The organism is Pseudophaeobacter sp. TrK17 (assembly GCF_042192375.1).
Lineage (GTDB): Bacteria > Pseudomonadota > Alphaproteobacteria > Rhodobacterales > Rhodobacteraceae > Pseudophaeobacter.
The window spans coordinates 38,234-57,314 of sequence record NZ_CP071701.1 but is presented as its reverse complement, the minus strand read 5'-3'; the positions used below and the strand labels follow the sequence as shown (position 1 = coordinate 57,314).

General features: G+C 56.7%; 17 protein-coding genes. 14 read left to right on the top strand and 3 right to left on the bottom strand.

Features of this window, described 5'->3' with window-relative positions; all coding sequences use genetic code 11:
* Positions 1-233 precede the first annotated feature (233 nt).
* From JZI28_RS20990 to JZI28_RS20935, 12 genes are all read left to right on the top strand, one after another.
* Positions 234-1,643, top strand: coding sequence for an MFS transporter (locus JZI28_RS20990; RefSeq protein ID WP_375700242.1), 1,410 nt, complete (start codon positions 234-236; stop codon positions 1,641-1,643).
* 68 nt (positions 1,644-1,711) lie between these two features.
* The gene (locus tag JZI28_RS20985; RefSeq protein WP_375700241.1) at positions 1,712-3,109 is read left to right on the top strand and encodes a NarK family nitrate/nitrite MFS transporter; all 1,398 of its coding nucleotides are present in this window, start codon (positions 1,712-1,714) and stop codon (positions 3,107-3,109) included.
* A gap of 62 nt (positions 3,110-3,171) precedes the next feature.
* The gene (locus JZI28_RS20980) at positions 3,172-6,912 is read left to right on the top strand and encodes a nitrate reductase subunit alpha (RefSeq protein ID WP_375700240.1); all 3,741 of its coding nucleotides are present in this window, start codon (positions 3,172-3,174) and stop codon (positions 6,910-6,912) included.
* Positions 6,909-8,432 carry a nitrate reductase subunit beta gene (narH, locus tag JZI28_RS20975; protein WP_375700239.1) on the top strand — a complete coding sequence of 508 codons (1,524 nt, stop codon included), beginning with the start codon at positions 6,909-6,911 and terminating at the stop codon, positions 8,430-8,432. Before JZI28_RS20980 ends, narH begins: the two co-directional genes overlap by 4 nt.
* A gap of 1 nt (position 8,433) precedes the next feature.
* Entirely contained in the window at positions 8,434-9,138 is a 705-nt protein-coding gene (gene narJ, locus JZI28_RS20970; RefSeq protein ID WP_375700238.1) for a nitrate reductase molybdenum cofactor assembly chaperone, read from the top strand.
* An 11-nt stretch (positions 9,139-9,149) separates the two neighbouring features.
* A complete protein-coding gene (narI, locus tag JZI28_RS20965) occupies positions 9,150-9,899 on the top strand; it encodes a respiratory nitrate reductase subunit gamma (protein ID WP_375700237.1) in 750 nt (249 codons plus the stop codon).
* 5 nt (positions 9,900-9,904) lie between these two features.
* Complete coding sequence (locus tag JZI28_RS20960) at positions 9,905-10,702, top strand: peptidylprolyl isomerase (RefSeq protein ID WP_375700236.1); 798 nt, start codon at positions 9,905-9,907, stop codon at positions 10,700-10,702.
* Between the two features lie 16 nt (positions 10,703-10,718).
* On the top strand, positions 10,719-11,279 hold the full coding sequence (locus JZI28_RS20955) for a hemerythrin domain-containing protein (protein ID WP_375700235.1): 561 nt from the start codon (positions 10,719-10,721) through the stop codon (positions 11,277-11,279).
* A gap of 3 nt (positions 11,280-11,282) precedes the next feature.
* Positions 11,283-11,900, top strand: coding sequence for a carbonic anhydrase (locus tag JZI28_RS20950; RefSeq protein WP_375700234.1), 618 nt, complete (start codon positions 11,283-11,285; stop codon positions 11,898-11,900).
* Positions 11,897-13,168 carry a gephyrin-like molybdotransferase Glp gene (gene glp / locus JZI28_RS20945; RefSeq protein WP_375700233.1) on the top strand — a complete coding sequence of 424 codons (1,272 nt, stop codon included), beginning with the start codon at positions 11,897-11,899 and terminating at the stop codon, positions 13,166-13,168. The genes JZI28_RS20950 and glp overlap by 4 nt, the downstream gene beginning before the upstream one ends.
* A 19-nt stretch (positions 13,169-13,187) precedes the next feature.
* The gene (locus JZI28_RS20940) at positions 13,188-13,706 is read left to right on the top strand and encodes a DUF2478 domain-containing protein (RefSeq protein WP_375700232.1); all 519 of its coding nucleotides are present in this window, start codon (positions 13,188-13,190) and stop codon (positions 13,704-13,706) included.
* A 230-nt stretch (positions 13,707-13,936) separates the two neighbouring features.
* Positions 13,937-14,188 (top strand): GMC oxidoreductase, encoded by a 252-nt coding sequence (locus JZI28_RS20935; protein ID WP_375700269.1) that lies wholly within the window; start codon positions 13,937-13,939, stop codon positions 14,186-14,188.
* On the opposite strand, the gene JZI28_RS20930 is transcribed toward JZI28_RS20935, so the two are convergent.
* On the bottom strand, positions 14,151-14,864 hold the full coding sequence (locus JZI28_RS20930; RefSeq protein ID WP_375700231.1) for a Crp/Fnr family transcriptional regulator: 714 nt from the start codon (positions 14,862-14,864) through the stop codon (positions 14,151-14,153). The two genes, JZI28_RS20935 and JZI28_RS20930, sit on opposite strands and share 38 nt — an antisense overlap.
* Positions 14,865-15,078: 214 nt before the next feature.
* Between JZI28_RS20930 and JZI28_RS20925 the strand changes: the two genes are divergently transcribed.
* Complete coding sequence (locus tag JZI28_RS20925) at positions 15,079-16,500, top strand: cytochrome P450 (RefSeq protein ID WP_375700230.1); 1,422 nt, start codon at positions 15,079-15,081, stop codon at positions 16,498-16,500.
* Positions 16,497-17,648, top strand: coding sequence for an alkane 1-monooxygenase (locus tag JZI28_RS20920; protein WP_375700229.1), 1,152 nt, complete (start codon positions 16,497-16,499; stop codon positions 17,646-17,648). The genes JZI28_RS20925 and JZI28_RS20920 overlap by 4 nt, the downstream gene beginning before the upstream one ends.
* A gap of 6 nt (positions 17,649-17,654) precedes the next feature.
* Here the strand turns inward: JZI28_RS20920 and JZI28_RS20915 are convergent, their stop codons facing one another.
* Positions 17,655-18,182, bottom strand: a complete 528-nt coding sequence (locus JZI28_RS20915; RefSeq protein ID WP_375700228.1) for a DUF2478 domain-containing protein — start codon at positions 18,180-18,182, stop codon at positions 17,655-17,657.
* Complete coding sequence (locus JZI28_RS20910; RefSeq protein WP_375700268.1) at positions 18,163-19,080, bottom strand: U32 family peptidase; 918 nt, start codon at positions 19,078-19,080, stop codon at positions 18,163-18,165. Before JZI28_RS20910 ends, JZI28_RS20915 begins: the two co-directional genes overlap by 20 nt.
* Position 19,081: the final 1 nt, after the last annotated feature.

Genomic DNA, 19,081 nt, shown 5'->3' with positions numbered 1-19,081 from the left:
TGTTTGAAATCATCCTTTGGGGCTACTTGATAATTGTCAAGCCTTCGATTGACGGCCGCTACCGTCTGATTTGACGGACCGCCTAACGCGACATGATCAATTTCTGTAAGCTATTTATTTTGCTTCATAAAAGCCGTCTTTTTGATCTGCATCAACACTCGCGGAATTGAACAACCTCATTTCTATCGCAACCCAGAACAGCAGCAACCGCTGCAAAAGGCGGAGGGGCCGCGATGGAACTTCAAAACAAAGCCACAGCACTGTGGTCAAATTTCTTCAACGTAAAGATGGTGCAGATCAGGACCTTCCACATGACGTGGTTCGCGTTCTTCTCGTGCTTCTTTGCATGGTTCGGCATTGCGCCGCTAATGAGCGTTGTTCGGGATGAACTCGCACTGACGCCGAACCAGATCGGCTGGGCCATCATCGGATCGGTCTCAATGACTATTTTCGCCCGGCTGTTCATCGGCTGGCTCTGTGACCGCATCGGGCCCAGGAAGTCCTATACTTGGCTGCTGATCATCGGGTCGCTTCCAGTGATGGGCATCGGCTTGTCGTATAGCTTTGAAACCTTCTTGCTGTTCCGTGTTCTGATTGGCGGCATCGGGGCTGCTTTTGTTATCACGCAGTACCATACATCTGTGATGTTCGCGCCCAACGTGGTTGGCCAGGCAAACGCGACTTCGGCGGGCTGGGGTAATCTGGGCGGCGGTGTCACGCAATTTGTCATGCCGCTGTTGTTCTCGGTCATGGTCGTTGGTTTCGGCTTTTCCGAAGCGGTTGGCTGGCGCCTATCTATGGTTGTGGTCGGTGTGATCATCTTTCTGACCGGGATCGCCTATTACTATCTGACCCAAGACGGGCCTGACGGCAATTTCGACGATCTGCGTGCGCAGGGCAAAATGGAAGAAAAGAAAAAAGTCACCGGCAATTACATTCAAGCACTCAAAGACCCACGGGTCTGGGTGCTGTTCGTAATCTATGGCGCATGTTTCGGTATCGAACTGACAGTAAACAATGTCGCTGCTCTTTACTTCATGGACTACTTTGATCTGACCCTCGTGACTGCGGGCCTCGTCGCCGCCTCCTTCGGATTGATGAACATCTTCGCGCGGACGCTGGGCGGCCTGTTCGGAGATAACTTCGGATCGCTTTGGGGACTGAAGGGCCGTGCCTTCTGGCTCTTTGTCTGTTTATTTTTCGAAGGCTGCGCTTTGATGGTTTTCAGCCAGATGCATGTGCTGTTCCTGGCCCTACCTGCGCTGATCGTCTTCTCGCTGTTCACCCAGATGGCGGAAGGAGCCACCTATTCCGTGGTGCCCTTCATCAACAAGAAGGCGCTTGGTGCTGTGGCCGGTGTCGTCGGCGCTGGCGGGAACGCTGGTGCAGTGCTCGCAGGATTTCTCTTCAAGAACGTGATCGACTGGTCTGAGGCCTTTTTCATCCTCGGCATTGTAGTCACCTGTGCCTCATTCCTGGCCTTCTTCGTGAGGTTCTCGACCAGACAGGAAGACGAGGAGCGCGCGAACTTCGCAGCAGCCAATATCGAGACACTTAGACAACGCGCGCTCAAGGCCAACGCTGAACTGGAAGAAGGCTTGACCGCAATCGCAAGAAAAAACGCCGGTCAACCAGCCGAATGAAATCGAACCCGGTGAGCCGATGAGCGGCCCGCCACACTCTTAATACGCCACCACGGGAGGACCCCACCATGGCGACCACCGCAACCGCAACTGCCAACAGCGGCTATCTGCTGACTGACTGGCGGCCCGAAGATCCGCAATTCTGGGAAAGCGAAGGCAAACGCATCGCAACCCGTAACCTCTGGATTTCGATCCCCAACCTTCTGCTGGCTTTCTCGGTCTGGATGGTGTGGTCGGTCGTTGTCGCTAAGATGCCCGCAATCGGTTTCGACTTTTCCGTCGGCGAGCGTTTCTGGCTTGCGGCGTTGCCGGGCCTCTCGGGCGCGACACTGCGCATCTTCTACAGTTTCATGGTGCCAATCTTCGGGGGCCGTAAGTGGACCGCCATTTCTACTGCTTCTCTGCTGCTACCTGCACTTGGGATCGGCTTTGCGGTACAGAATCCGGACACAAGTTATGTCACTTTTCTGATCCTAGCGCTGATGTGTGGCTTCGGTGGCGGCAACTTCGCGTCCTCAATGGCGAATATCGCTTTCTTCTACCCCAAGAAGTCCAAGGGTAACGCACTCGCTTTGAACGCAGGTCTTGGTAATCTTGGCGTGTCGGTCATGCAGTTTCTCGTGCCGGTCGTCATCACAATGGGTGTCTTTGGCGCCATCGGCGGAGAACCGCAGCAACTGTCCAATGGTGGTCAGCTGTTCATTCAGAACGCCGGGTTCATCTGGGTGCCATTTCTCGTCGTTAGTTCAATCGCCGCATGGTTTGGGATGAACGATATTGCCGATGCAAAATCGTCCTTCTCAGCTCAGTCTGTGATTTTCAGCCGCAAGCACAACTGGATCATGTGTGTGCTCTATACGGGTACATTCGGCAGCTTCATCGGCTATGCCGCTGGCTTCCCATTGTTGATGCGCACACAGTTCCCTGAAGTTGATGTGCTGAAATATGCCTTTCTCGGGCCGCTTGTCGGAGCGTTGAGCCGCGCAGCAACGGGCTGGATTTCCGACAAGTTCGGTGGCGGGCGTGTGACCTTCTGGACATTCCTTGCCATGATTATCGCGGTCTTCGGTGTCTTGCAGTTCCTGCCCTCCGAGGCTTCGCCAAACGGTAATTTCTGGGGCTTCTTCGCCTGCTTCATGGCACTGTTTTTCCTGACTGGTGTCGGCAACGCTTCGACCTTCCAGATGATCCCGTCGATCATGAAACAGGAAATCCCGCGGCTGATGCCGAACCTCGACGCAGGTGCGCTACAAAAGCAGACGGAAATGGAAAGCGCGGCGATCATCGCCTTTACGTCGGCAATTGCAGCCTATGGCGCATTCTTCATTCCAAAGCTCTACGGAACCTCGATTGCCATGACAGGTGCTCCGAACGGTGCGTTGTGGGCCTTCCTTGGCTTCTATGCCGTCTGCGCCGTGATTTGCTGGATCTTCTACAGTCGCAAGTCCGCGCCGGTTCCTTGCTGAGCCAGAAATGATCGCGCCGCGCCGCCAAGGTGGCGTGGCCCCCCGCATTTAGGAGAGAAAACATGAGCCATCTGCTTGACAGATTGAACTTCCTTCAGTCCAAGGAACTGGACCAGTTTTCGGACGGCTTTGGGAAAGTGACCACGGAAAACCGCGACTGGGAAGATACCTATCGCAATCGCTGGCGCCACGACAAAATCGTCCGCTCGACCCACGGAGTCAACTGCACAGGATCTTGCAGCTGGAAGATCTACGTCAAGTCGGGGATCGTGACCTGGGAAACCCAACAGACCGACTATCCGCGCACCCGCGCTGATCTGCCCAACCACGAGCCGCGCGGCTGCGCCCGTGGCGCGTCATACAGCTGGTATCTCTATTCCGCGAACCGGGTGAAGAACCCGCTGGTGCGCGGTCGGTTGATGAAAATCTGGCGCAAGATGCGCGAAACAATGGAGCCGATCGAGGCCTGGACCAAACTGCAGGCTGATCCGATCCTGCGCGCCTCTTACGTGGAAACACGCGGCAAGGGCGGTTTCGTCCGCGCCACATGGGATGAGGCAACGGAAATCACGGCTGCGGCCAATGCCTATACTGCCAAGACCTACGGACCCGACCGAGTCTTCGGGTTCTCCCCGATCCCCGCCATGTCGATGGTCAGCTACGCTGCTGGGTCGCGCTACCTGTCTCTTATGGGTGGCGTCTGTATGTCGTTCTATGATTGGTACTGTGACCTGCCACCTGCGTCGCCCATGACCTGGGGCGAACAGACAGACGTGCCGGAAAGTGCCGACTGGTACAATTCGGGCTATTTGCTGCTTTGGGGCTCCAACGTGCCGCAAACGCGGACACCTGACGCCCATTTCTATACTGAGGCACGCTACAAGGGCACCAAGTCCGCCGTCATTTGCCCCGATTATTCCGAGGCCGCCAAGTTCGGCGACGTTTGGCTAAACGCCAAACAGGGTACGGATGCTGCCCTGGCGATGGCCTTTGGCCACGTCATCTTGCGTGAATTCCATTTGGACCGTCAGGCCGAATACTTCGAGGATTACACCCGCAAATACTCGGACTTCCCAATGCTGGTGAAGCTGGACGAAAAGGACGGCAAGCTGGTGCCGGGCCGCTTCCTGAGAGCCGACGATCTGGACGGCAAATTGGGTGAAAACAACAACCCGGAATGGAAAACTGTTGCGTTTGATGAGGCCTCCAAAGCCTTTGTCGCACCCAACGGGTCTGTCGGATATCGCTGGGGCGAAGACGGTGAATGGAACCTCGAAGAAAAGGCGAAAGAGGCCGAGACCAAGCTCAAGATGAGCTTCGTTCTGGAAGAAGACCATGACACTATTCTGGGCGTCGACTTTCCCTACTTTGGTGGCGAGGCGTTTGGCCAATTCAAGACAGATGCCGATCACCCTGACGTTCTGACCCGCAACATCCCGGTGAAAAAGATCAAAACTGCCGATGGCGAGATTGCGGTCGCGACCGTGTTCGACCTGTTCTGTGCCAACTACGGCTTGGACCGTGGTCTCGGCGGTGGCTGGGTCACATCGGACTATGCCAATGACATGCCTGGTACGCCTGCTTGGGCCGAGAAGATCACCGGCGTCCCGGCCGACAAGATCATCCACGTGGCCCGCGGATTTGCTGACAACGCAGAGAAGACCAACGGCAAGTCGATGATCATCATCGGGGCCGCGATGAACCACTGGTTCCACATGGATATGAACTATCGCGGTGTTATCAATATGCTGGTGATGTGTGGCTGTGTTGGGCAATCCGGCGGTGGCTGGGCACACTATGTGGGGCAGGAAAAACTGCGCCCGCAGACCGGCTGGCAGCCTCTGGCCTTTGCGCTGGATTGGAACCGTCCTCCGCGGCACATGAACTCGACTTCAGCATGGTATGCGCACACGGATCAGTGGCGCTATGAGACCCTTAAAGCAGACGAGATCCTGTCACCCACAGCGCCCGAAGGCGACTGGGACATTTCCCTGATCGACTACAACATCCGCGCCGAACGCATGGGCTGGCTGCCGTCTGCTCCGCAGCTCAAGACCAACCCGTTCGAAGTAGCCAAGGCGGCCAAGGCGGCGGGCAAGGAAATCCCGGCTTATGTGGCCGAGAACTTGAAGTCCGGCGATCTGGAAATGTCCTGTGAGGACCCGGATAACCCTGCCAACTGGCCGCGCAACTTGTTTGTGTGGCGTTCCAACTTGCTCGGGTCTTCGGGCAAGGGGCACGAATACTTCCTGAAGCACCTGCTTGGCACCGATCATGGTGTGATGGGCAAGGATCTTGGCGAAGACGGCGGACAATTGCCCAAAGAGGCCAGGTGGCATGAAGATGCGCCGCGGGGCAAGCTGGACCTGCTTGTGACCATCGACTTTAGAATGAGCACGACCTGCGTCTATTCCGACATCGTTCTACCAACGGCCAGTTGGTACGAAAAGGACGACATGAACACGTCGGATATGCACCCGTTCATCCACCCGCTGCAAGCGGCGGTCGATCCGGCCTATGAGTCCAAATCCGATTGGGAAATCTTCAAGGCAATCGCCAAGAAATTCCAGCAGATCGCACCGGGTTATCTGGACAAAGAGACAGATATCGTCGCCCTGCCGATCCTGCACGACACCCCTGCGGAGATCGCACAGGACCAGGTGAAGGACTGGAAAAAAGGCGAATGCGACCTGATCCCGGGCAAGACCGCCCCTGCTTTCGTGGCGGTCGAGCGGGACTATACCGCGATCTTTGACCGCTTCACGGCGCTTGGCCCGATGCTTGATAAACTTGGCAATGGCGGCAAGGGCATCAGCTGGAACACCCAGGACGAGATCGACAACCTGTCGGCTCTCAATGGTGTGCAACTGGACGGCGCGGCAGCGGGACGCCCAAAGATTGAAACGGCCATTGATGCTTGCGAAGTCATCCTGATGCTCGCACCTGAGACAAACGGCAACGTCGCGGTGAAGGCTTGGGAAGCTCTGGAAAAAGCCACGGGGCGCGAACATGCGCATCTGGCTGAAGGCGAACATGGCAACAAAATCCGTTTCCATGACATCGCAGCTCAACCGCGCAAGATCATCTCCAGCCCCACATGGTCGGGCATCGAGTCGGAGAAAGTCAGCTACAACGCGGGCTACACAAACGTCCACGAGCTGATCCCGTGGCGGACCTTGACAGGGCGGCAACAGCTTTATCAGGATCACCTCTGGATGCGCGCATTCGGCGAAGGCTTCATGTCCTACCGCCCGCCCGTTGATCTGAAGACCATTACTGCGGATGTGCAGGATGAGGGCGACAACCTCGTTTTGAACTTCATCACGCCGCACCAGAAGTGGGGCATCCACTCCACCTATACCGACAATCTGTTGATGCTCACGCTGAACAGGGGCGGTCCGGTGATCTGGATCAGCGAGAATGACGCCAAGAGCGCCGGGATTGTCGATAACGACTGGGTGGAGCTTTACAACACCAACGGCGCCCTGACGGCGCGCGCGGTTGTCTCGCAGCGGATCAAGGACGGCACAACGTTCATGTATCACGCTCAAGAGAAGATCGTGAACACGCCGGGCTCTGAGAAGACCGGGAACCGCGGGGGTATCCACAATTCTGTGACCCGCGCTGTTCTCAAACCCACACACATGATCGGCGGCTATGCCCAGCAGTCCTACGGCTTCAATTACTATGGCACCGTGGGATCGAACCGGGACGAGTTCGTCGTTGTCCGCAAGATGAAGAAAGTGGACTGGCTCGACAAAGAAAAAAGCTGGGAAGCACCTGCACGGGAGGCAGCAGAATGAGAATCCGCGCACAAATCGGCATGGTGCTGAACCTCGACAAATGCATCGGGTGCCACACATGCTCAGTCACTTGTAAGAACGTCTGGACGAGCCGGGACGGCGTTGAATACGCCTGGTTCAACAACGTCGAAACCAAGCCAGGCACTGGTTATCCGACTGATTGGGAGAATCAGGATCGTTGGAAAGGCGGTTGGGAACGGACCAAGGCAGGCAAGCTGCAGCCTAAACAGGGCAGCAAGTGGCGCATTCTGTCGAACATCTTTGCAAACCCGTCCATGCCCGAGATCGACGACTACTACGAGCCGTTCGATTTCGACTACGACCATCTGAAATCTGCCCCGGAAATGGAGGCGTTCCCGACGGCGCGCCCCCGTTCCAAGATCACCGGAGAACGGATGCAGAAGATCGAGAAGGGGCCGAACTGGGAGGAAATCCTTGGCGGCGAGTTCTCAAAACGCTCGGCTGACTACAACTTCGAGGGAATCCAGAAGGAGATCTACGGGGAATACGAGAATACCTTCATGATGTATCTCCCTCGGCTTTGCGAACACTGCCTGAACCCGGCATGTGCTTCGTCCTGCCCATCGGGCGCGATCTATAAGCGCGAAGAAGACGGCATCGTCCTGATCGACCAGGAAAAATGCCGTGGTTGGCGAATGTGTGTGTCTGGCTGTCCGTACAAGAAGATCTACTACAACTGGGAAAGCGGCAAATCGGAGAAATGCACCCTGTGCTATCCCCGGATCGAGAGCGGCAACCCGACGGTCTGTTCCGAAACCTGTGTCGGACGCATTCGGTATCTGGGCGTCATGCTCTATGACGCTGACAAGATCGAAGACGCTGCGAACATGGAGGACGAACAGGACCTTTATGATGCGCAACTGGGCGTGTTCCTCGACCCCAACGACCCTGTCGTGATCGAGACAGCCCGCGCCGATGGCATACCGGAGGACTGGATCAAGGCCGCTCAGGAAAGCCCGATCTGGAAGATGGCGATGGAATGGAAGGTCGCCTTCCCGCTGCACCCCGAATACCGGACGCTGCCGATGGTGTGGTACATTCCGCCCCTTAGTCCGATCCAGAACGCCGCCGAAGCCGGCACCATCGGGACGGACGCCGGCATGCCGGACGTCAAGAACCTGCGGATCCCGGTCAAGTACCTCGCCAACATGTTGACCGCAGGAGATGAAGAACCTGTTGTCACGGCGCTCGAGCGTATGCTGGCAATGCGATCCTACATGCGCTCCAAGACGATCGAAGGGGTGGTTGACGAAGCCATCGCTGCGCGCGTCGGGCTTTCTGGCCGTGTGATTGAAGACATGTACAAGATCATGGCGCTTGCCGATTACGAAGACCGCTTCGTCATCCCGACAACACACCGTGAACAGGTGGAAGAAGCTTATGACCTGCGTGGCGGCTGTGGTTTCACCGACACCAACGGATGTGGCGGCGGATCATCGAAGGGCTCGCTCTTCGGCGGCTCCAAAAGACCCCTCAAGATACCAACGGAGGCGATGTGATATGGACCGGACTTTAAAAGCACTATCACTCATCCTGAGCTACCCGACGCGTGAGTTGCAGCAGGCGATGCCCGAAATCGGCGCCGTTCTGGCCTCGGACACACGTCTCACAGCAGCAGCCCGTCGGGCGTTACGCCCGCTGATGGAGCAGCTGAGCGGACATGACATCTATGACCTCGAAGAGCAGTTCGTCCTGCTGTTCGATCGCTCGCGCACCTTGTCGCTCAACCTGTTCGAGCACGTGCACGGAGAAAGCCGGGATCGTGGCGGCGCCATGGTCTCGTTGGTCGAGACGTATCGGGACGGCGGGTTTGATCCCGTCACCTCGGAACTCCCGGATCACTTGCCTGTTTTGCTGGAATTCCTGTCGACGCGTCCCTTCGCAGAAGCACAGGATACTCTGGCGGATGCAGCCCATATCTTTGAGGCCCTGAACGCCCGGCTTGTCCGGAGGGAAAGCCCTTATGGCGCTGTATTCGCCAGCCTTTTGCAATTGGCCGGGGTGAAGGCCGATCAGGACGCTGTTGCCGAGATGCTTGCGCAGCCTGACGATGATCCGACCGATCTGGAAGCGCTCGATGAGGTTTGGGAAGAAAGCGAAGTGCTCTTCGGGCCGGATCCCAATGCTGGATGTCCCCAAGCGCGCGAAATGCTCGCGCAGATGGATCTGCCCGTTAACCCCGCTCCGCGACACGCGGCTGAATAGGGAGACAAGACATGTTCTCGAACTTCGATATCAACTTCATCATCTTCGGCATATTGCCCTATGCCGCGCTGACAATCCTCGTTGTGGGGTCAATCGCCCGCTATGACCGCGACCAATACACGTGGAAAAGCTCTTCTAGTCAGCTACTAAAGTCCAAACAACTGATCTGGGGGTCGATCCTGTTTCATGTTGGGATCATCACAATCTTTGGTGGACACCTTGTCGGTCTCTTCACGCCCGTTTGGATGCTGGACGCGTTGGGCGTGCCTTATGCGCTCAAGCAATGGATGGCCGTCATTATTGGTGGACCAGCTGGCATCGCGGCCCTGATCGGTGCATCCTTGCTGTTGCATCGTCGTCTGACAGAACCGCGCATTCGCGCTACCTCCAGCACGATGGATATCACCATCATGGTGTTGATCTGGCTGCAACTGGCCATTGGTCTGCTGACAATCACGCAGACGCTGCAACACATGGACGGCTCCGAGATGGTGCGTTTCATGAACTGGTCGCAGAGCATCGTCACCTGGAACATCAATGCATGGGTCACAGTGGTAGACGTTCATTGGCTCTACAAGTTGCACATCTTCCTTGGCTTAATCATCACGGCGCTCTTCCCCTTCTCGCGGTTAGTTCACCTGGTTTCGGGCTTTGCAGCACCGTTCCGGTACCTTTTGCGGCCTGGCTATCAGATCGTGCGCTCGCGCCGTCAAAAAGCGCTGCCCAAGCGTGCCGATACCAAAGCGACACTGGCGGAGTAAAGCAAATGAACGCAGCACTCTTTCCAGAGCTGGTCGTCAACGGCGAGCATGTTCCCCACGCCCTGGTTGCTGCGGAGACGCAGAACCAGGACGCGCCGAAAGGCAAACCTGGTATCGCTTGGCGCAAGGCGGCCAATGCCGTCGCAATCCGCACCTTGTTGTTGCAAGAAGCGCGATCCCGCAGCGTCGAGGCAAAACCCAATGAGGTCGGCCCGGGGCGGTTTGAAACAGAAGAGGAGGCCCTGATCAGGGGCCTCCTAGAGGAGGCAATCGATGTTGTTTCCCCAACCCAGGAGGATATCGCATCCGAATGGAAAAAAGATCCGACGCGCTTTCGAACACCGCCGCTTTGGGAAGTATCCCATATCCTGTGCGCCTGCGATCCACGGGACGAGGCAGCACGCGCCAAAGCGCTCATCCGAGCCAAGGAGCTGCTTGCCTTGGTGCTGGGTGAACCAAAGAGTTTCGCGGCACTGGCCGCACGCGAGAGCGATTGCGGGTCTAAGACTTCATGCGGGACGCTCGGCCAACTTGGCCCGAACGACACCGTTCCTGAGTTCGAGGCTGCCCTGCGTCACCTTGCTGAAGGCGAGATTTCGACAGAGCCGGTTCTTACCCGCCATGGCTATCACATCATCCGAATGGATGCGGTTGCGTTGGGGCAAGTGCTGCCATTCGAAGCCGTTCGCGTGAAAATTTCCGAAGCAATGGAGAAAGCAGCTTGGGCGCGGCAGTCCCGTACCTTCATCACTCAATTGGTCGAAGCCTCAGATATCGAGGGGGCAGACCTGAGCATGGTCTAACTGGGAGGAGAGGACGATGGGAAAAGTACCTGAACGACTCTTGAGAACGGCAAGAGGTGAGGCTGCAGATGTTTCCAACTTGGACAATCCACTAGACTTCATCGCCGAAAATCATATGCGCGAACGGGAGGTCTGCGCTGTGATCGATCGGATTGTCGCCTCTGCATCCATGGAACGCGCAGAGATCGACCAAGTCCTCACCTTTCTGGAAGCGGAACTGCCGCAACATCTGGCTGATGAAGAAATTGATCTGTTTCCGATGATGCTGAAACGCTGTGAGCCGGAAGATGAAATCGACAAGGTGATCGACAAGCTTCAATCTGATCATGACCATGCCATCGCCGACGCGCCGGCGATTGTCGCGATCATCAGAGGTCTCGATAAACCTAACTCGCGGCCCTCCCAATCGGGTTGCGAGCGAATGACGGATTTCTCCCATCATGCGCGCCGCCACTTGATCCTCGAAAACGCGGTCATCCTTCCGATCGCCCGGGCGAGACTAACCGACGCGGACCTGAACACAATGAGAAGGCACATGCTGGAGCGCCGCAGTCTAACACCAACGCTCGGAGAATGAGACATGCTGAATGACCTTCTTGACCGTAACGTGAAATGGTCTGAACAGAAAAACACAGAAGAACCCGGCTATTTTGCGCGTCTGGCAACACGGCAATTGCCTGAATTCTTCTGGATCGGCTGTTCTGACAGCCGGGTGCCTGCCAATGTCGTCGCCGGCCTCGATCCAGGCGAGGTGTTTGTGCACCGCAACGTGGCAAATGTTATCCATTCGTCGGATATGAATATGCTTTCGGCGCTGGAGTTTGCCGTAGATGCGCTCAAGATCCGCGAGATCATCGTATGCGGTCACTATGGGTGCGGCGGGGTCAAGGCGGCGACCGAAGACCTACCCCACGGCTTGGCGGACCACTGGCTTGAACCGATCCGGCGTCTTGCCCGAGCCTATGCCGTCGATTTGGCACAACAGGGCGATGACGAGGCACGCAGAGACAAGCTCGCGGAATTGAATGTGGTGGAGGGCGTCCGCCGGGTAACTGAGACGCCCATTCTTCAACGGGCCTGGCGGAAACGCGTCAGCATCCGTGTCCATGGGCTGATCTATGGCCTGAAAGACGGACGGCTTCGCGATCTGGATTGCACAGTTGGGCCGGGCCATTTTCAGGCGGAGGCCGCGCAATGACCGTCATCCAAAAGATCGAAAGCAGCGGTTGCGGGTGTGACGATCTCGAGCATCAGGATCCACTGATCAGTATTGATGAGGGGTTGGCTCGGATTGCGCGCCTGACAAAGGCTGTTCCTGAAACCGAGCATGTCCCGCTAGCGCAAGCCGTAGGGCGGGTGCTTGCAAAACCTGTGCAGTCGCTTGGAATGGTTCCGCCTTTTGATAATGCCGCCATGGACGGGTACGCAATCAATACGGGCGACCTATCTGGTGAAGGGCCGTGGGAATTGACAGTCGTAGGGCGCGTTGCAGCAGGGCATGTCCCGAGCAACACGCTCAAGCACGGGAGTACGATACAGATCTTTACAGGCGCACCTCTTCCAGACGGTGCAAACGCTGTCGTGATGCAGGAACAGGTTTTGTGCACTGACACCCATGTCCGTTTGCACGATGCCGTCAAACGGGGCGCTCATGTTCGCCGCGTCGGCGAAGACATGGCGAGGGGAAAGACGATCGCTCCAGCGGGACGCCTCCTCACTCCGCGAGACATCGCGGCCTGCGCGGCCGCCGGACACGCCGAGGTGTGCGTCACACGACGCATCCGCGTAGCCCTCGTAGTCACCGGCGATGAGGTCGCCCAGCAAGGTGAGGCGAGGGGCGCCGCTGCGATATGGGATGTGAATACGCCGATGCTCTGCACCGCGCTGGCGACACCTGACATTGAGCTGTGCAGCGTCCAAGTTGCATTCGACACGCTCCCCGCGCTGCGCGCACAACTGGACGCTCTGTCGCAAGAGGTGGACCTGATCGTTACGACTGGTGGCATATCAGTCGGCGAAGAAGACCATGTGAAGCCAGCCTTGGCTGGGCTTTTCGCCAAAATTGCCTTTAGCGGCGTCGCGTTAAAGCCCGGCAAGCCAGTGTCGTTTGGACATGTTGGGCGAGCGGTCTGGCTTGGACTGCCCGGTAATCCACTGTCTGCTTTCGTGACGTGGCAAATCTTCGGTTCAGCCCTTTGCAGGTCCCTCAGCGGAGAAGCGCAGAGGCCCGTCCGCCGACGGCATGTGGTCTTGCAACATACGCTTCATCATAAACCGGGACGATGTGAGCTACGGCTGGCGCGCCTGACGGGCTTTGATAGCGCGGGACGAGAGATCGCTGAATTCGCGGAGGCAACTCATTCGGGTAGGGTGTCACTGCTTCCTGAAATGGACGGCTTGCTTTTCATTCCTGCCGGCACCGAGGAATTGCCCTGTGGTGCATTGGTGGAGTTTCACCCTTTTTGAAGGACGAGGACAACAAGATATGAAGATCGCTTACACAATGGCTCCAGGCAGCGGCGATACCGACCTTCTGCTTTCACGGCTGGCCGACACGCTCGCTTCGCAAGGCTACACAACATGCGGCACAGTTCAGATCAATACGGATCGTGCAAATGGCCCGTGCGACATGGATGTTCAGGTCTTGCCAGACGGTCCGGTTCTGCGCATTTCACAAGATCTTGGATTGGGCTCTAAGGGATGCAGGCTGGACCCTGCTGCATTGGAGACTGCCGTCGGCCTGGCGGAGGCGCAACTTGATCCAAATGTGGACCTCTTGATCATCAACAAGTTCGGCAAGCATGAAGCCGATGGTCGCGGCTTCAGAACCATCATTGCCACAGCACTAGAGCTTGAAATTCCAGTTCTCGTGGGGGTCAACGCTCTCAATCTGGCAGCGTTCAAAGAATTCGCGGGCCCTGACGCTGTTCATCTGGTTCCATCTGATGAGCCAATTCTTGAGTGGCTGGCGATTGCATTGCAACCTGAACAGGAAGTAGCTTGAGTGATACTAGCGCCAACACATTGCATATCTCAATCGTTGGGAACGATCTGCTTTGCATAATTCTGCTACGCGTTGGTTTCCTCATAATTGAACGATGCGCGCTACCCCCAAAATGCGAATCTTGTTAGAAAATAATAGCTTATCTAACGCGAGGAACCGGTATGGGAGCCGTCTATACATAACTGAGTATCACAGAACGACGCAAGATTGAACGCTAGAGACACGCAGAGATAGAGGCAAACTACCTAAGCCATCCCGACGACGTATTGGTCCTTCTAGATGGCCTGAAGTTGGCCCGTCGCGTTATGGCGGCACCTGCCTTGGCGACACATATCAAAGCCGAAGTCTTGGCCGGAAATGATGTTCAAACCGACGCCGAACTCGTGGCGGACATCAAGGCGCGTGCCGAAACGATCTATCATCCCGTTAGATCACAAAATCAAGCTATTGTGCACGTGCCGTTCGCAACTTCGGTTGAGTGATCGGAATTCGTACGTCCCGTCCGGAAATCGCAAAGAACCCGTCTTTTTCAAGCCGCTTGACCAAACGCGACATCGTTTCCGGTTGAACACCGATCAGGCTGGCAAGATCTGAACGGGACAAGGGCAGATGCATGCACAATTGATCGCCAATTGGTTCTCCGTGGTCGTTCATGAGCCGCAGCAACAAGTCAGCAAGCCGCTTTTTGTTGGAGGTCGTCGAGGATGCAATGATCCGCGCGTGGTTGCGATCAATTTCGGAAATACATCGCGACGCCAACTTTGCCAACACGGAAGGATTGCCTTGCACCACGCGGTCCGCATCACGGTGCGCGACGATGCAAACCCGCGACGGGACCAGCGCGCGCGCCTCAGTTTGGTGGCGCCCACTGCCAAGGAATGATCGAAACCCGATGATCTCTCCGGGCGAGGCGAGGCGCAAAAGCGTCGATGTGCCGTCAGCCTGAAGCGTGCGTAGTCCAATGAGCCCCTTGGAAACACAAAACACTCCGCGGTTTTGGTCGTCCTGCTCAAAAACGGCTTCGCCTTCACCAAAGTCCTTACGTGAAAACCCTTTCGTCAGAACAGAAATCCCAGACCGATCAACGGGCTGCCAGACACTCGCTTCATAGTGGGCGCATTTTCCACAAGGGTGGTTAAAGATGTCGTCGTTTGGCATTTGCTGTTTCGTAATCATTCAGTGGAGTATTGCGGTTTCTCACACCCTAGTTTGGATATGTTGTCCAGTCGATGCGACCAACGCGACTAACCCTCGACAGGTTGGAAACAGCATATTTTTATGGAAATTTGACGATCGTCAATAGCAGCTTACCGCTTATGCGCGAAGAGTACCTTTCACTTATAACCTTGTTGCAATTTGGCGGAGAGTCCAAGTGTCTGATCAACAGGCCGGTACGACACCTTCAATCCCTCCCAAACCTGAGGCGCGCAAAGGCAAGGTCTCGCTTCTGGCGTACTTCAAGTTATTCAAGAAAGACATCCTGTCTGCGCAACCCGCGCATCTCTATCGCGCGTGGATGGCGGAAATGCGCACGCCTTTCTTTCGGTCCTATCTGTGCAATGATCCCGAACTTGTCGATTTGGTGCTGAAAAAGCGGCCAATGGACTTCCCGAAATCCGAACGGGTTCGGGTGGGGTTGAAACCGCTGCTGGGCGAGTCTGTCTTCATTTCGAACGGCGCATTGTGGGAACACCAACGCCGGATCATCGACCCCGCATTCGAAGGCGGACGTCTGCGCACGGTGTTTCCAGCGATGTGGGATAGCGGTGTGGCGGCGGTCGAACGTCTAAAGCCGCTGGCCGATGGGTCCCCCGTCGAGATCGAGGCGCAGACCAGCCATGTCGCGATGGATGTGATCTTTCGCACGTTGTTTTCGGTGCCGATCGAACATGAGATCACCAATGCCGCATTTGAAGCCTTTCGCGCCCATCAGGCCGCCCAGCCTGTGGCAAATATCACCGCCATTCTGCCTTTGCCGCGGTGGCTCCCGCGGTTTCACTCGCGCGAAACCCGAATGACCGCGCGCACCATTCGTGACTTGATCGGGCAGTTGACCCATGCGCGGGCCAAGGCCATTGCCGAAGGTTCTGCGCCCGATGACCTTGCCACCAAGATTATGACCACCCCCGATCCAGAAACGGGACGGGTTTTCGAAACCGACGAAATGATTGATCAGGTCGCGATCTTTTTTCTCGCCGGACACGAGACCTCGGCCGCAGCACTGGCATGGGCACTCTATCTACTGGCCCGCTATCCGGAATGGCAGCACAAACTCGCCGTTGAGGCCGCAATTGCCCTTGAACCGGACAAGATTTATTTCTCGGCCCTTTCGAAACTGCGTGCTTCCAGATCGGTGTTCCGCGAAGCCATGCGACTTTACCCCCCAGTGCCGATGTATGTGCGCGAGGCCGGGCGCCCAGAGCAGTTTCGCGACCGCAGCATTCGGCGCGGCTCGCAGGTGATCCTGAGCCCGTGGCACCTGCACCGCCACGTGCGGCTGTGGGAGCGACCCGATGAATTTGACCCCGGTCGGTTCGAAACAGCAAACGGCAGGGAATGCTTGCGCAGTGCTTATATCCCCTTCTCTGCGGGCGCACGGGTTTGCCCGGGATCGGCTTTTGCAATGGCAGAAGGGCCGCTTTTGCTGTCGCTGCTGGTACGGGCCTATCGATTTGACGTCGTTGAGGGCGATGAGCCGGTGCCCGTCGCTCAACTGACCGTCAGATCAAAGAACGGCATTCGCCTGCGGCTGACACCCCGGACCGATATACTCGAAAAGGACACGACCCAATGACCAACAGCACCCAAACGTCATCCAAGCAGAGCGCGCCACAGGCCTGGCCCTATTGGATAACCATGACCTTTGTTCCACTGGTCATTCTGGCCGTGTTGCAAGGCGGCTGGACCATTCTTCTGATCCCGTTTTACGGATGGGTCCTGATGCCCATGCTGGACATCGTTCTGGGCAAGAACCTAACCAACCCCGACCCCGACACCCTGGATTCCGAATTGTTCTGGTTCCGCCTGCTGACGTGGATCTGGTTCCCCATACAGGTCCTGCTGGTGTTTGGCACGCTTTGGTATTTGACGCATGGCAACCCGCATTCAACGTTGGAAACCCTTGGCATCATGTTAGGGATTGGCGTCACCACTGGTATCGTCGGCATTGTTTACGCCCACGAGCTGATGCACAAACCCAACCGGGTCGAACGCAATCTTGGCGATCTACTCCTGGCGCTTGTGCTTTACGGGCACTTCCGGACCGAGCACCTCTTGGTGCATCATCCCTATGTCGGCACGCCACGGGACACGGTCACGGCCCGCTACAACGAAGGGTTTCACCGCGCATTCTTTCGCATTTTGCTGACCGGTTTCGGTTCAGCGTGGCGGGCGGAAAAGGCGATGCTTGCACGCCGCAACAGGTCGCCTTTGTATCTGTCCAATCCGATTTGGAAATACCTTGCCCTGCAAACCGTATTCCTTGCCCTCGCCTTTGCGATAGGTGGCTGGACTGGGGTCGGTTTGTTCGCGTTTCAGGCGATTGTTGCCATCTGGCAGCTTGAACTTACCAATTACGTCGAGCACTACGGCCTGACCCGAAAATACCTTGGGGATGGGGCATATGAACCGGTCAAGCCGCACCATTCGTGGGATTCAGCGCATCGGGTATCCGGCTTGTTGTTGATCAATCTTCAACGCCATGCCGATCACCATGTTCACCCGATGCGCCGCTATCCGCTGTTGCAGGTCTACGACAAATCGCAAGTGCCGATGCTGCCCACAGGCTATCCGCCAATGACGGCGCTGGCGATGATCCCGCCACTGTGGCGACGGATATTCAACCCCAAAGTCCGCGCATGGAGAAAGCAGTTCTATCCAGAAATCGAGGACTGGACGCCCTACAAGACAGGCGCGCTTCCTGTGCCGAAAGGCGCAGGGTAAGGCCCATCAGATCTCTGCGCGACTCCAGTTCAGGATCGCATCAAAGTCCGGCGGGAGCGCTTGCGCCAGCTCGTCGGAAAACGCCACAAAAGCCGGGATATTCGGACGCGAGACTCCAACCAGAACGGGCACGCCAAAGCTGGCCGCTGATCCGATCGCAGAGACGAATCCACGGCCTGCCATCTCTTCGGGGCCGAATTTGTTGAGTATGAACAGGTCAGCCTGAGCAAGCGGGCCAGTTTCCACATTGGAAACCGCATTTGCGATGGCACCGGGATCAAGTCGGCAAGCGCCTGACCCTGCGCCAAGATCTTGGGTAATCTTGATAACCGGACCATCGGGCAAAACGCGCACTTTCATATCACAGCCGTTTTCAAAGCTGCTGGCGTAATTCATTTCCTTGACGACACCGGAAAGTGAACAACCATCTTTTGACAGCTGCTCTGCAACAGCCGTTAACAACAGGTCAGTTTCCCCCTGCTTATCTGAACTGACATACGCGATCTTCATTCTGTTACCCGCCTTGATCAGCACGGTTGTTGCCACCCGACCATGCAACACCGGCATTCCCCAATAGAAAGCCATCGGATAACCGGGTGGCGCAATCTCTTTTTGTAATCGCATCGACCAACGCCGCGTTGGTCAGTTCACCATCCAGCCGTTTTCGATACAGGCCACAAAGTGCGACAAACCCTGTGAACTGTGGTGAGAGGCGCAATGCCGCAACACCCACGTCGCGCAGCGCGTCAATTTGGTGAACAGCGCAAGCGTATGTGTCGGACAGGGTTTGCACGCCGTTCATCGCCAGAAAGGGCTCATCATCAAGAGTGCGAACCTCCAGACCATCGGGATCATCCTCGCAAGCAAACTGGCAATTGTCTTTGGTGCGCCCATGCAGCCGCGCGTGATAGCAGCGTCCAGAAATCGCAAGTGGCACGCGCCCATGCCCCCAAACCTCGATTGCGACGCCACGGTCGGCCCCCGCCTGTGCAAGGATCTGAACCGATTCCAGCGGCAATTCGGGTGGCAAGCATATCCGCTTGGCACCTTTCGACGCGAGCCATGCTACGGTCGTTTCATTGTAGACATTCACCAGCGGGCCGACGGAAAAGGTCGCAACTTCAGGCAAATAGGCAAGTGTGGTCAAGTCGTTCACCTCGATCTCGAGCCCCATCTCGACCAGTTCAGCCGTGAGCTTGCGCTCGCGTTTGAGGGTCACCAAGGCCAGGCTGGTCAGGGCGATTTCTTTGCCCGCATCCAGCAATGTCGTGGCCGCATCAAGTAGGCGATCCTGATAGAACGGCAGCCTTTTGGAACAGACCATCTCGCCCAAGACCACGCGGTCAACTGGCGCATCGGCCAGTTCATCATAGAGCGCGGTCCAGCGTTCTGCTGGCCAAAAGAACTGATTTGCGCCAATGGTCAGGTCCATC